Origin of the sequence: Marnyiella aurantia (assembly GCF_014041915.1) — a bacterium.
In the GTDB taxonomy this organism is placed as follows: domain Bacteria; phylum Bacteroidota; class Bacteroidia; order Flavobacteriales; family Weeksellaceae; genus Marnyiella; species Marnyiella aurantia.
Window position 1 is genome coordinate 2,448,885 of the sequence record NZ_CP059472.1, and the last position, 14,508, is coordinate 2,463,392.

Here is a 14,508-nt window from a genome sequence, read left to right on the forward strand (position 1 = left end):
TTTCCTAACTTTAAGGCTTCAATTAAACTTCATTTTTACAAGGTATGGTCGGAATAATTATGGGTAGCCAGAGCGATCTGGCCATCATGCAGCAGGCAGCAGATTTCTTGAAATCACAGGATATAGCATATGAACTTACAGTAGTTTCGGCACACAGAACACCGGAACGTATGTTCGATTATGCAAAATCTGCAAAAAGCCGTGGACTTAAGGTAATCGTAGCCGGTGCCGGCGGTGCCGCACACCTTCCCGGAATGGTGGCGAGCTGTACCACGCTTCCTGTAATCGGCGTACCTATCTTATCCTCAAACTCCATTGACGGCTGGGATTCAATTCTTTCAATTCTGCAGATGCCGTCCGGAATTCCGGTGGCTACAGTCGCACTGAACGGTGCCATGAATGCAGGAATCCTGGCCGCCAAGATCATTGGCGCATCCGACGAATCCGTTGCGGAAAGACTTGAAAAATACCAGGAATCACTTAAAGACAAGGTTCTCGGAACGGTGGATGAAATCAGCAAAAGCCATCCTAACAACTTCGACAAATAGCCTGTCAGCGGTTAGCGCGAAAGTGGCATTGCCGGCGCCAGGATTGGATTTGTCGGCTGCATCAGCATGTGTTTTGTGGATCAGTCCTGTCAGAAAACCTGGTATAGTAGGATGTTATTTTATTTTTTGAAGAATTCCATCAGGTCCATATAATTTTTCTGGTTCACTCCGTGTCCGCTCATATATTCGCGGAAAGTGAAATAGCAGCTCAGGTCGTATAACAGATCTGCTGCTTTGCGGCCCCATTCCAGCGGAATTACGGTGTCATCGGTACCGTGGGAGATGAAGAACCGCAGGTGCTCCAGTTTTTTCTTGTCCTTAACAATATCGCCCAGTAGTTTTTCTTCAGGATAACAGCTAAGGCAGGCTACTTTGCTGAACAGTTCAGGCAAACGTAGCGCAAGTGCATAGCTAAGAATTCCGCCCTGCGAGAATCCGCACAGATGTGTTTTGTTGTCGGTGAGTCCATATTGGTTGGATATCCTGAGCATTTGGTCCAGGATGCCGTTCAGTGACGCATTGGCCTGTGCTGTATCCACAAATTTTTCCGGATCCATGAAGTCGATATCATACCACGAAAAACCTTCGAATTCTGTACTGTGTGGCGCGCGGAAACTTACCACGATCCAGTCTTCCGGCAGGGTGGGTGTAAAGGAGAAGAGATCCTGCTCATTGCTGCCATAGCCATGAAGAAGAAAAATAATGGTAGTTTGGGGAGTGATGTTCTGCGGTTCGCGGATGAGGTATTGAAGGTCCATAATTTTTTTGCGAATATACTCAAATCTGTTGCCAGTCAGTCGGATTGCCATTAAGGCCGAAATTTCGCGCAATTTAATTGCAAATAATGAGCAGAATGTCAAAGTTTATTACTAAAAAATCCTATATTTGACCGTTAATAATAAAATTTGGCATGAAAAGAACGCTCCTTACCCGTAAAAAGATCAGTTTTACGTTACCGTTAATAGCTTCAGTTACTATATTAAGCCTGTTCTCCTCCTGCAAGGAGCGTGAAGAAGACCCTAATGAAACGCTGAGCGTAGCTTTTACCGTGCAGGCCACACCGCTGGTAGACATTAATGCGGTGGTTACTCAGGTAGGTACAGTACAGAGCACCAAGTTCAATGTTCCGGGAACCACCTGGTCCAGTGAGCCACAGATCGTAAACAGTTCTGTGGGCGCGGTACATCTTGCTGCAACCGGAGAGGGTGTAAGTGCCGATTCCAGACTGATCGTAAGGATCTTTGTAAACGGCGAGCAGAAAGCCGTAGATACAGCCAAAGGAATCAACCTGATGGCCAAGACCGTTGTTGATTTCAATAAGTAAGAAATTACCTATTCATTATAAAACTCCCGGAAATTTATTTCCGGGAGTTGTTTTTTGTCATAGAATGCGCAGCGGGGAACTCAAACGGTTTTGTTATATCGGAATAGACCAGTAAGTCAGGGATGAAGAATACATTAATGTTGAAGGTACATGTAATACTTATTATAAATAGTATACTATTAATCCTCCTTTGTAGAGGATATATTCAGTACGATAGATTTCAGAGTATAGTCAGGAATAACATACCCAAAAGGGTTAAGGTTTTAAGCATCTCCTTCCATGCGAAATCAAGTACAACTGCTGATATTTTTTATAAGGGTGAATTGTATAAAAATATTGATGTTTCCAGAAATAAGATTTCTGAAGGACTTAATGACTGTGATTTTTTTTACGATTCTGCAAATAATACCATATTTTATAAAGATGATGGGAGACATGCACTAATCGTAATTAGGATATTGTTTATTATGTCTCTGTTACTGTGGTTTATACCAAGTAAAGAATTTTCGCTATCCTAAAGCCGGAATCTGTAATTCGTGCATTCTATATCTAATTTCCGCACAATGATCCTTTTGACAGGTAGCCCGCAGGACCAAATAACAAATCCCGGAAATATTCTTTCCGGGATATTAAATATAGCTGTTTTAATCTAAAGTTCACGCTCCACCTTTGCAACTGGTTTCAGCTTAATCAGCCTCATTTTGTCCAGCAGAAGCATGATGTAGTAGGTTACATCTATCTCATGCCATCTTACGCCGCCAAAGTTTGCTCTGCTACCGTGTTTGTGGTGGTTATTGTGATAACCTTCGCCCATCATAAGCCAGTCAAATCTGAAAAGATTTTTGGAAGTATCTGAAACTTTAAAGTTCACATAACCGTAAATATGCCCGAACCAGTTGATGATCACGCCATGGATAGGTGCCATCATATAGGCCACCGGCAATAGCAGCCACTGCCACCAGGCCGTTGCGAAAATATAAAAGAATGCTGTGTATCCGACTGCCCAGGCAAGTCGGGAAAACCATGAACTTGCAAAGCGGTCAAATGCTTCCCACTTCGGAACATTCTTGGTGAATTTTTCCTCAATCGCCACTTTCTGCTGATTGATCTGCTGATAAATGGACTTCGTACGCCACATCATGGTGAACAGGTTGTGGTCGTATTTGGGTGAGTGCGGATCTTTCTCAGTGTCCGCATACGCATGATGCATACGGTGCATTACTCCATAGCCATAGGCTGACAGATAATTGGATCCCTGGGTAACCCAGGTCAGGATATAGCAAAGTTTTTCGCCAAAACGGGACATTTTAAAACTCTGATGAGCGGCGTAACGGTGCAGGAAAAAAGTCTGAAAGAACAGTCCGGAATACCAGAGGACTGCGATAAAAATAAGTATTGTCATTAACTAAAAAAATATTATTAAGTGATAAAGTTACGCCCAATATGGCAAAATAGTGGTCTGGAACTTCACTTTACGCTATGCATATAATAAAAGCCGCAAAAAATTCGCGGCTTTTACAGGTATTTTAATGCGTGTTTTTACACCGATTTCACGATGAAATAGTTCTTTTTTCCCTTCTGCAGCAGCATAAATTTTCCGTCGATCAAATCCTGTTCAGAAACTTCAAACGTGTCATTTACTTTGTCTTTATTGATGGAAATGGAATTACTTTGCAGTTCTCTCCTGGCCTCACCCTTGGATTTCAGGAAACCTGATTTTTCAGAAATAAGATCAATGATATTAGTGCCGATCAGTTCATCTTTTATGATTTCTTTCTGCGGTACCCCGTCAAAAACTTCCAGAAAGGTATTTTCATCCAGATTTTTAAGGTCATCTGCAGTAGAGCGACCAAAAAGAATCTCCGATGCTTTTACTGCTTTTTCATAATCTTCGCGGCTGTGTACCCAAACGGTAACTTCTTCAGCCAGTTTTTTTTGTAATTTTCTTTCATGAGGAGCCTGTTTGTGCTCTTCTACCAGACTTTCAATTTCTTCTTTGCTCAGGAAGGTGTAGAATTTTATAAATCGTTCAGCATCCTCATCGGTTGCATTCACCCAAAACTGGTAGAAACGGTAGGGAGAAGTTCTTTTTGGATCCAGCCAGTAATTCTCGCCGCTTTCAGACTTTCCGAATTTGGAACCGTCAGCCTTTGTAATAAGCGGAACCGTTAAGGCAAAGGCTTCGCCCTGCACTTTTCTGCGGATAAGCTCTGTTCCGGTGGTAATGTTTCCCCACTGGTCCGAACCGCCCATCTGTAGCTTCACGTTATTATTTTTATAAAGGTGCAGGAAATCATAACCCTGCAGCAGCTGATAGGTAAATTCGGTAAAACTCATTCCCTCCGCACCGTTTTCACCTGTAATCCGCTTCTTCACGGATTCTTTGGCCATCATATAATTTACGGTGAGGTTCTTGCCGATGTCCCGTACAAAATCCAGGAAACTGAATTCCTTCATCCAGTCGTAATTGTTCACCAATTCGGCTCTGTTGGCTTCTTCGCCTTCAAAATCCAGGAATTTCGAAAGCTGTGCCTTGATGCAGCTCACATAATGGTTCAGTGTTTCCTCGTCCAGTAGGTTCCTCTCGCTTGATTTGCCGGAAGGATCACCAATCATACCGGTAGCACCACCAACAAGAGCGATAGGCTTATGGCCGTGCTGCTGGAAATGGGCCAGAACCTTTATCGGAATAAGACTTCCTATATGCAGTGAATCCGCTGTGGGGTCAAAACCTATATATGCAGACGTAACTTCCTTGTTCAACTGTTCATCAGTTCCGGGCATCATATCTGCGTAAAGGCCACGCCATTTCAGTTCTTCAATAAAAGGATTCATTTTCTATATAATTTCTTGTAAATATACTATTTCTGTGGTGCTGATATCAGCCTGTAAAGCTTAGTCAGCCTTTTTCGCTGTAATTTCAGCTTTCTGAATACGCCTGTAGGTACGGGCGCTCAGTCCAATGCTGAATTCAAAAAGTATCAGAAGCGGTATCGCGGCCATCATCATGCTGATGACATCTGCCGGAGTAATAACAGCTGCAATCACCATGATGAGCACTATGGCATGTCGCCTGTAAGTCCTTAGGAATTTGGGTGTTAGGATTCCAATTGTTGTCAGGAAATAAACGATTACCGGGAACAGGAACACGATTCCCATGCCTAGTACAATCTGAAAAAACAGCGCGGTGTAATCAGAAAGGTCGTAAAGCGGCTCAATGATATCTGAAATCTTAAAGAGGACCGCGAAATTAATGGCGAAGGGCAGTATAAGATAGTATCCGCAAAGGATTCCGGTAAGAAACAGAATCCACACCGAGTTAATCAGCATCAGCGAATTGTTCTTTTCCTGTGGTCTGAGTGCCGGCGATATAAAGCGCCAAAGTTCCCACACGATATAGGGGAAGGCCAACACTACGCCGCCCAGAAATGAAACGGACATCATGACATTAAACTGCTGGTAGAGCTTCTGTACACGGACTGGGAAATCATCCGGGAGTACCATGGCATCAACGCCACTGAATTGTCTGGACAATGAATTGATAACTTTGAAAGTAGGGAAATCGTTTCGCACCGGACCAAAAAATACCTGGTCCATAATCCATTCAATATTGAATCCTACGATAAATGCACCAATGGCAATGGCAATGATGCATCTGATGAGGTGCCCACGCAGTTCGCCAATGTGTCCCATAAAGGACATGTCTTTTCCTTCGCTCATTTTTTATGTTCCGGTTTGCAATAGGTAAAATCGGAAGCTGCAAAAATACTGATTTCTGCGCTATAATCGGAGGCTGGAGCCCGTGAATCCTGAGTCTAGTTTATGCCTTCATCAAGAAGTCTGTGAATGTCGATGATTCCGAAGTACTGACCGTTATCTGTGACGATAAGCTGGCCTATATTCCGCTCTTTCAGGATGGCCATGGCCATGCGGGCAAGTTCTTCTTTGTCGACGCTTTTTGGGTTGTGGCTCATGATTTCTTTGGCAGTGACTTTTGAGACATCTTCTTCACGCATCAGCATGCGGCGCAGGTCACCGTCAGTGATGACACCTACAATTTCTTCCCCCTGGGTAACCACGGTAATACCGTGTGAGGAACCACTTACAGATATAATGATTTCGCGGATGTTAGAATCCTCACTAACCTGGGGTTTCTGAGGCGACAGGAATTGCTTTACCCGCGCCGTAAGGTTTTTCCCCAGGCTGCCGCCGGGATGGAATTTGGCAAAATCCTGTTCGCGGAAGCCGCTGATTTCCATAAGGCAAACGGCAAGGGCATCACCAAGAGCCATCTGTACTGTAGTGGAGCTTGTAGGAGCGAGTTTTATCGGGCAGGCTTCCTTTTCTACCGAAGAATCGAGGATAACCTCGGAAAACTCTGCAAGTTTGGAATTTAGGTTACCGGTCATGCCAATGAGTGAGGCCGCATATTCTTTAAGGAACGGCAAAAGGTTCACGATTTCAGGTGAATTTCCACTGTTGGAAATGCATAATACCACGTCGCTTTTCTGGATAACGCCCAGATCGCCGTGTATGGCTTCCGAAGCATGAAGAAACTGAGCCGGCGTGCCTGTGGAATTAAGTGTAGCCACAATTTTATTTCCTACATGTGCAGATTTTCCTATTCCTACCACAATAAGTTTGCCTGTAGCAGAGTTTATAATCTCCACAGCCTTAAGGAATTGTTGGTCCAGACGGTTTTTAAGATTTTCGAGTTCCTGTATTTCAGTGGATACTGCTGCTTTGGCAATGTCGAGGATTTTTTCCGGATTCATTTTCAGAAATTAGATTGAAGATGTTATATGATAAATATCATTTAAAAATTGTTACCAGCAGTTTTTAAAAACAAACCTTATAAGGGAGTTTGTGATTTTAATTTGTTAACTTTGGCTTAATTGCAAATTTAGAAAACTTTAGACGAATTACTCCGGCCAGATACAGGCGGATGTAGAAAGACCCGCAGAAATTGAACTTCACTGCGGTCTTAAAATGAATTATAAGATGAAAACAACTTCCGCCGAATTATCAGGCGAGCTTAAAAAATATTTCGGCTTTTCAAAATTTAAAGGCCAGCAGAAAGAGATCATTACTACCTTACTTGGTGGAAATGATGTTTTTGTGCTCATGCCTACGGGTGGTGGGAAATCCCTTTGCTACCAACTGCCCGCCCTTATTTCAGAGGGGACTGCAATTGTAGTTTCACCACTGATCGCATTAATGAAAAATCAGGTAGATGCCGTGAACGGGCTTTCTTCTGATCCGGGTGTAGCACATGTCCTGAATTCTTCACTGAACAAGACCCAGACCAAGCAGGTCTTTGACGATATCACTGCCGGGCGCACCAAATTATTATATGTGGCGCCGGAATCGCTCATCAAGGAAGAATATCTTGATTTCCTGAAACAGGTTAAGATTTCCTTCGTAGCAATTGATGAGGCTCACTGTATTTCCGAATGGGGACATGATTTCCGGCCTGAATACCGCAATCTGAAGCTTATCATCGATAAAATCGCCGATGTACCGGTAATTGCACTTACTGCTACCGCCACACCTAAGGTACAGGACGATATCCAGAAAACTCTGGGTATGAATGACGCCAAAGTATATAAAGAAAGCTTCAACAGACCTAATCTCTTTTATGAAGTACGCCCAAAGGTTAACATTGACAAGGAGATCGTTCGCTTTATTAACCAGCATAAAGGAAAATCCGGTATCGTTTACTGTCTCAGCCGACGTAAAGTGGAGGAGTTTGCACAGTTGCTTCAGGTAAACGGCATCAATGCCCTCCCATATCATGCAGGTCTGGACCAGAAAACCAGGGTTGCCAATCAGGATAAGTTCCTGATGGAGGAGGCCGACGTCATCGTGGCTACCATTGCATTCGGAATGGGTATAGACAAACCGGACGTGCGCTTCGTGATTCATTACGATATTCCAAAGTCGCTGGAGAGTTATTATCAGGAAACCGGACGTGCCGGACGGGACGGTGGCGAGGGAATCTGCCTTGCTTTCTACGATCCCAAAGATATTGAGAAACTTGAAAAATTCCTGGCGCAAAAACCTGTTTCAGAACGTGAGATCGGTCTGCAGCTGCTGAATGAGGTCGTAGGCTATGTAGAAACATCCATGAGCCGCCGCCAGTACATACTTCATTATTTCGGCGAAAAATTTGACCCCATAAACGGCGACGGAGCGCAAATGTGCGATAATTCCGTAAATCCACCCAAGCTGGTGGATGCCACAGCTGAGTTGAACATGGTTCTTGAAATGGTAAAGGAACTTGATGAAAAATTTAAGACCAAAGACCTTATCTCCGTTATTGTAGGTAAGGAGAATTCGGTAACAAAATCCTATAAACTGGAGTCTGTCAGTCATTTCGGCTTAGGTAAGGACAGACCGGAGAATTTCTGGAAATCCATCATCCGTCAGGCTACGGTGCAGAATTATCTTCAGAAAGATATTGAAACCTACGGTGTACTGAAGGTGACATTGAAAGGACTGAACATGATAGAAGGTAAGGATACCGAACCCTTCCACATCGCCGAAGACCGGCAGTACGACCTGGCGCAGACCAAAGCTGACTCAGACCAGATGCAGGGTCAGCAGAGCGGCGGCTTGGATCAGAACCTGTTCGCCCAGCTCAAGGATCTGCGTAAAACAGTCGCAAAAAAACACGGAATTCCACCTTACACGGTATTCATGGATCCCAGTCTGGAAGATATGACCGTGCAGTATCCTGTAAAGATTGAGGAAATAGGTAAGATTTACGGTGTAGGCGAGGGCAAGGCTAAAAAATACGGAAAAGAGTTCGCTGATTTCATCAGCCGTTATGTAGAGGAAAATAACATTGAGCGCACTCAGGACATGGTGATCAAGCAAGTGGCCAATAAGTCCTCACATAAAGTGTTCATCATCCAGAGTACTGATAAGAAAATTGATCTGGAAGATATTGCCAAAGCCAAGAACCTCAGTATGCACGACCTGCTGAAGGAAATGGAAAGCATCGTTTATCAGGGTACCAAACTTAAGATTGACTATTATATCGACGAGAATTTTGATGAGGATATCGTGGAGGAATTCATGGATTTTATGAAAGGTTCCGAAAGCGACAGTATGAAGGTTTTGCTGAATGAATTTGGTGATGACCTCAGTGACGATGAGGTTCGCATCCTCCGCATCAAGTTTATATCTGATGTAGCCAATTAATGTGCGCGGCTTCCAGTGGAAGACAAAAAATTTATTCCGGTATCCCATGGCTGCCGGAATTTTTTACTTTTGAATTAGCATCTCCTGCATTTGTTAATTGTGCGTAACCGTACAGTTTTGCTTCAAAATTTTCGTAATTTTGTGCCACTTAATTTTTAATTATCAAATCAAAATAAAATGAGTCAATTTGATGTTACCGTTATCGGTTCAGGTCCCGGTGGTTATGTTGCGGCAATCCGTTGCGCACAATTGGGTTTTAAAACCGCGATCATTGAGAAATATCCAACTATGGGCGGTACCTGCCTTAACGTAGGATGTATTCCTTCCAAAGCGCTCCTGGACAGTTCAGAACATTTTGAAAACGCAAAACATAATTTTGCATCCCACGGAATCATCATCGATGAGCCTAAAGCTGATCTTGCAAGGATGATCGAGAGAAAAAATGAAGTAGTGGAGCAAACAACCAAAGGAATCAACTTCCTGATGGACAAAAACAAAATCACCGTATTTGAAGGTGTGGGAAGTTTTGAATCCGCGACTCAGATCAAAATTACCAAGAATGACGGTTCGTCAGAAACCGTCGACTCAAAATATACAATCATTGCAACCGGTTCCAAGCCAAGTTCACTTCCGTTTATCACTTTGGATAAGGAAAGAGTAATCACTTCTACAGAAGCTTTGGAACTGAAGGAAATTCCGAAACACCTTGTGGTAATCGGTGGCGGTGTAATCGGACTGGAACTGGGTTCTGTTTATAAGAGATTAGGCTCAGAAGTTACTGTTGTGGAGTTTATGGATAAGATTATCCCTACAATGGATGGAGCTTTGTCCAAGGAGCTTAACAAAGTACTAAGGAAGCAGGGTATGAAATTCATGCTTTCCACTGCGGTACAGGCTGTTGAAAGAAATGGTGACACTGTAAAAGTGACTGCTAAAGATAAGAAAGGTGCCGAGGTTGTTGTGGAAGGCGATTACGTTTTGGTTTCCGTGGGCAGAAGACCTTATACCGACGGTCTTGCACTGGAGAAAGCCGGTGTTGATATGGACGAAAGAGGCCGCGTGAAGACGAATGAGCACCTGCAGACCAACGTTTCCAATATTTACGCAATCGGTGATGTAGTTGCCGGAGCCATGCTGGCCCATAAAGCATCTGAAGAAGGTGTACTTGTAGCCGAGCAGATTGCCGGACAGAAACCGCACATTAACTATAACCTCATTCCTGGCGTAGTTTATACCTGGCCGGAAGTTGCCGCAGTTGGTAAGACTGAGGAGCAGCTTAAAGAAGAAGGTGTAGCTGTTAAGGTAGGTAATTTCCCAATGCGTGCTTTGGGTAGAAGCCGTGCTTCTGGCGATATTGATGGTTTTGTTAAAATCATTGCGGACGAAAAGACAGATGAGGTTCTGGGAGTTCATATGATTGGTGCCAGAGCGGCTGACATGATCGCTGCTGCTGTAACTGCCATGGAATACCGCGCAAGTGCTGAAGATATTGCAAGAATGTCTCACGCGCACCCAACATTTGCTGAAGCCATTAAGGAAGCGGCACTGGATGCTACGGCAAAAATTGCCATCCACATGTAATCGTAGGCTGATCAGTCGGTAATAAAATAAGTAAATCTGTCTCAATACTTTATTGAGGCAGATTTTTCTTTTAGATTAATGAATTTTAGACCTACAAATACGTATCTGCTTAATCCGTGCTATCTGCGGGAACAATAGATCTGCGATAATCTGTGTGAAATATACAGCTCACAGATTATACAGATGTACACAGATGAAAATCTGCGTAATCAGTGCTATCTGCGGGAATCCGGAAGAATAGATCTGCGATAATCTGCGTGCAATATGCAGCTCACAAATTATACAGATTTACACAGATGAAAAGCTGCCTAATCAGTACTATCTGCGGGAATCCGGAAGATAGATCTGCGATAATCTGCGTGAAATATACAGTTCACAGAAAAATCTGCTTAAACAGCGATATCTGCGGAATAATAAATAAATATCTGCGTGAATCAGCGTGAACCAGACAGCATTTAACATTTAAGATCTCGAGTAGGCAAACTGGTTATAGCTGCAAAATAATACCGTTTTGTTTTAGCTTTTGAATAGGCTTTGAAAACCAGAACAGTTCAAAATCCTCAAATTCCATTTCAAAACTGTTTTTCAGTTCCGCCAATGTTGTCTTGCGTGCATTTTCAATGGAATATTCGCCAATGATCTTCGTCAGCCAGTCCGCTTTTTCGGTTTCCAGTTCAATTTTAACAATATTGGTTTTCAAATGGAAAGTGAGCTGCGTGAATGAGGTTGAATTTCCTTTTTTTGTTTTGACGAAATATTCTGAAACAAAATTTTTGATAGAGAAAACCACCTTTGAATTACCTTTAAATATAAAATTCTCCTCCTGCACAAGGCAGTCGTGAATGTAGTTGGGGGAGATGGTTGTGTTCGGAATCTTAAAACCGAACCATTCACGAAGCGGAATGTCGAAATTAATTCCGTGCATGTAGTTGAAAAGTGATTTTTTCAGTCCCGCACTGAAACGGCTGTGGTCTATACCTGTACTGTCAGTGAACTGAACATCATTGTTCGCAAACTGTATGTCTGCAATAATAGGCCGTACACCAAATTCTTCTGGATTTTGGCCCACCGGCGAATGTGCTGTCATGGCGAACTGATGCCAGAACCCACTCTGTACAATGCCCATTTCAAACAGCTGACGAACCATTTCAAGCGAGTCAACAGTTTCCTGTATGGTTTGTGTTGGGTAGCCGTACATAAGGTAGGAATGAACCATAATTCCGGCTTCGGTGAAGTTTCGCGTCACCTTCGCTACCTGTTCTACCGAAACTCCTTTATCTATAAGTTTCAGCAGGCGGTCGCTGGCTACTTCCAAACCTCCGGAAACGGCAATGCAGCCTGAAAGTTTCAGCAGATAACAAAGGTCAGAAGTGAAACTTTTCTCAAACCTGATGTTGGTCCACCAGGTTACAACCAGTTTCCGTCTCAGGATTTCCAGCGCTACTTCCCGCATAAGTGCCGGTGGAGCAGCTTCATCAACAAAATGAAAGCCCGATTCCCCGGTCTCCGAAATAAGGGTTTCCATACGGTCTACCAGGATTTTCGCTGAAACAGGCTCGTAGGTCTTTATATAATCCAGTGAAATATCGCAGAAGGTACATTTGCCCCAGTAACAGCCGTGTGCCATTGTAAGTTTATTCCACCGCCCGTCACTCCACAGGCTGTGCATCGGGTTAGCTACTTCAATGACTGAAATATATCTTTCCAGCAGCAGGTCACTATAGTCAGGTGTGCCGGTAAATGCCATTTTATAATCCGGGCGCGGCGAGTTATTCAGGTACACCACTTCGCCGTTCCTCATTAAAAATGTCCTTTTAAGTTCCGGTTCAGAATCATGGTTCTCTCCGTAAACCTGGGCATGAAGCAGCTCAACGGGCAGTTCGCCGTCGTCCAGTGTAATAAAGTCAAAGAATTCAAATACTCTGGCATCTTTCAGTTCGCGGAGTTCAGTATTGGGGAAGCCGCCACCCATTGCGGTCTTAATATGGGGATAGTATTGTCTGATGAATTTTGCTGCCCGGAATGCCGAATACAGGTTTCCCGGAAACGGCACAGAAAAGCATACCAGTTTTGGCTTTACGGCTTCGATTTTCTCCTGAAGAATTTTTAAGGTAAAGTGGTCTGTGAAAGTTGGAGCATCCTGCAGCTTCGCATAAAGTTCATCAAATGAGTTTGCACTTTGTCCGATCCTTTCTGCGTAGCGGCTGAAACCAAAATCAGGGTCAATGTTTTCAACGATATAGTCGGAAAGATCCTCCAGATAGAGCGTGGCCAGATGTTTCGCTTTGTCCTGTAAACCCATGTTCCCGAAGGCATATTCCAGATCATCCAGCTGATTGAAACGGAACGCCTCCGGCAGGAAATTCATTGTGCAGATTTGTCTGGCGAGTGTAGGATTGCTGTTTTGAAGAAAAAGAATCACCTGATCGATAGTATTAACATACTCATCGCGCATCGCAAAAATCCGACTGCTGTTTTCTGAGAGAGCGGATACATCACTAACACCTTCAAACACTTTCGCCAGTCCGTCCTTTGAAAAAAGCTCAAGAATCACCTCTATACCCAAGTCCATCTGAAATGAGCAGATGTTTTTTGTGTTCAGGAATCCCTTCAGATAGGCTGTGGCGGGGTAAGGCGTGTTCAGCTGGGTAAAAGGGGGAGTGATTAAGAGAAGATCTTTCAAGAATATTTTTTGCAAATTTATTGAAATATTGACAATACTACCAGCGTTTAACGGGACGCCGTACAATATGTATTGCTTCCTTGTGAACGCTGTATAAATCTGATTTCATTTAGAATCAGAATTTTCCTTAGATTTACTGAAAGCAAGACTGAAATGAACTCAACAGAACCTTCAATTATAAAGAACGGCGATCAGTGCCGGGTGACCGGAGGTACACATAAGGGGAAATCCGGTAGTGTGCAGGATTCCAATGTCAGTAAAACAGGTCAGTTAACAATTACTGTTGTACAGGATAGTGGGGTCCGTTTCAAAACTTTGGCAAAAAATGTTGAGTCAGTTCTAAAATGACCTGTTAAGCCGTTCTGCTGATGACTGTACCGAATTAAAGAAAATAAAAATGAAAAGAAATTCCAATATCGTCCCGCTGTCCCGTGATCATCATTTCGGTCTCCTGTGCAGCTGGAAAATCCGTCAGGGACTAAGCAAAAAGATTGACCCAAAGCGCATTTCCGTTTATCTGGATTATTTTTGGAACACTCACCTCAAAACTCATTTTAAGGAGGAGGAGGAAGTGCTTTTCATTAAAAGAGAAGATGCGCTTACAATGAAGGCTTTGGATGAGCACAGGCAAATTGAACACCTGGTAAACCGTATTACGGATGATCCCCGGGAAACTCTCCTGATGGAATTTTCGGAACTTCTTCAGGAGCACATCCGTTTTGAGGAGAGGGTTTTGTTTCCTCATTTTGAAACTATTCTCACTGAACCCGAACTCGCGGAAGTAGGCAAACAGCTGGACCTTATTCATCAACCTCAAACCGATGGTTATAAAGATGAGTTCTGGCGCTGATAGATCGGATAATTTAACATTAACTGATTTAAATGCACAAGAAGCATTAATATTTTTAATATAAGCACGGGTTACAGCCCGCTGAAATGTTAAAAAATTCGTGATTTTATCGCACTTCCTGACCATTTTGGTCTGATGTTTTCATGCTTGTCACAATTGAAGATATGATAAAAAAATTACCGACTTACTTTTTTGCTTAAACCAGGCGCACGCTTCAGCTTTTTTCGTGAGTGTGTGTCTGGTTGTTTTATAATAACTTTTTTGAAATAAATTGTTTCATAAAAGTGTAACAGAGAATTAATTGTAATTTTTTTAG

General features: G+C 43.1%; 12 protein-coding genes. 6 read left to right on the forward strand and 6 right to left on the reverse strand.

Annotated elements, in window-relative coordinates; translation table 11 throughout:
• The first annotated feature begins 44 nt into the window (after nt 1–44).
• Complete coding sequence (gene purE / locus H1R16_RS11405) at nt 45–548, forward strand: 5-(carboxyamino)imidazole ribonucleotide mutase (RefSeq protein WP_181886423.1); 504 nt, start codon at nt 45–47, stop codon at nt 546–548.
• Between the two features lie 119 nt (nt 549–667).
• Here the strand turns inward: purE and H1R16_RS11410 are convergent, their stop codons facing one another.
• A complete protein-coding gene (locus H1R16_RS11410; protein ID WP_181886422.1) occupies nt 668–1,306 on the reverse strand; it encodes an alpha/beta hydrolase in 639 nt (212 codons plus the stop codon).
• Between the two features lie 152 nt (nt 1,307–1,458).
• Here H1R16_RS11410 and H1R16_RS11415 point away from each other — a divergent pair, with 152 nt between their 5' ends.
• Entirely contained in the window at nt 1,459–1,872 is a 414-nt protein-coding gene (locus tag H1R16_RS11415; protein WP_181886421.1) for a hypothetical protein, read from the forward strand.
• A gap of 649 nt (nt 1,873–2,521) precedes the next feature.
• On the opposite strand, the gene H1R16_RS11420 is transcribed toward H1R16_RS11415, so the two are convergent.
• The 4 genes from H1R16_RS11420 to H1R16_RS11435 form a co-directional block, all read right to left on the reverse strand.
• Complete coding sequence (locus tag H1R16_RS11420; protein ID WP_181886420.1) at nt 2,522–3,274, reverse strand: acyl-CoA desaturase; 753 nt, start codon at nt 3,272–3,274, stop codon at nt 2,522–2,524.
• Between the two features lie 137 nt (nt 3,275–3,411).
• Nucleotides 3,412–4,707: a tyrosine--tRNA ligase gene (gene tyrS, locus H1R16_RS11425; RefSeq protein WP_181886419.1), complete on the reverse strand. Its 1,296-nt coding sequence runs from the start codon at nt 4,705–4,707 to the stop codon at nt 3,412–3,414.
• A gap of 60 nt (nt 4,708–4,767) precedes the next feature.
• Complete coding sequence (gene tatC / locus H1R16_RS11430) at nt 4,768–5,592, reverse strand: twin-arginine translocase subunit TatC (protein WP_181886418.1); 825 nt, start codon at nt 5,590–5,592, stop codon at nt 4,768–4,770.
• 95 nt (nt 5,593–5,687) lie between these two features.
• The gene (locus H1R16_RS11435) at nt 5,688–6,647 is read right to left on the reverse strand and encodes a KpsF/GutQ family sugar-phosphate isomerase (RefSeq protein ID WP_181886417.1); all 960 of its coding nucleotides are present in this window, start codon (nt 6,645–6,647) and stop codon (nt 5,688–5,690) included.
• Between the two features lie 226 nt (nt 6,648–6,873).
• Here H1R16_RS11435 and recQ point away from each other — a divergent pair, with 226 nt between their 5' ends.
• Together recQ and lpdA are read left to right on the forward strand one after the other, a co-directional pair.
• Nucleotides 6,874–9,078: a DNA helicase RecQ gene (gene recQ / locus H1R16_RS11440; RefSeq protein ID WP_181886416.1), complete on the forward strand. Its 2,205-nt coding sequence runs from the start codon at nt 6,874–6,876 to the stop codon at nt 9,076–9,078.
• A 177-nt stretch (nt 9,079–9,255) separates the two neighbouring features.
• Nucleotides 9,256–10,659 (forward strand): dihydrolipoyl dehydrogenase, encoded by a 1,404-nt coding sequence (lpdA, locus tag H1R16_RS11445; protein WP_181886415.1) that lies wholly within the window; start codon nt 9,256–9,258, stop codon nt 10,657–10,659.
• Between the two features lie 487 nt (nt 10,660–11,146).
• Here the strand turns inward: lpdA and H1R16_RS11450 are convergent, their stop codons facing one another.
• Nucleotides 11,147–13,342 (reverse strand): B12-binding domain-containing radical SAM protein, encoded by a 2,196-nt coding sequence (locus H1R16_RS11450; protein ID WP_181886414.1) that lies wholly within the window; start codon nt 13,340–13,342, stop codon nt 11,147–11,149.
• A gap of 153 nt (nt 13,343–13,495) precedes the next feature.
• Between H1R16_RS11450 and H1R16_RS12425 the strand changes: the two genes are divergently transcribed.
• Together H1R16_RS12425 and H1R16_RS11455 are read left to right on the forward strand one after the other, a co-directional pair.
• Nucleotides 13,496–13,690 (forward strand): KOW motif-containing protein, encoded by a 195-nt coding sequence (locus tag H1R16_RS12425; protein ID WP_158063707.1) that lies wholly within the window; start codon nt 13,496–13,498, stop codon nt 13,688–13,690.
• Between the two features lie 49 nt (nt 13,691–13,739).
• Nucleotides 13,740–14,192 (forward strand): hemerythrin domain-containing protein, encoded by a 453-nt coding sequence (locus tag H1R16_RS11455; RefSeq protein WP_181886413.1) that lies wholly within the window; start codon nt 13,740–13,742, stop codon nt 14,190–14,192.
• Nucleotides 14,193–14,508: the final 316 nt, after the last annotated feature.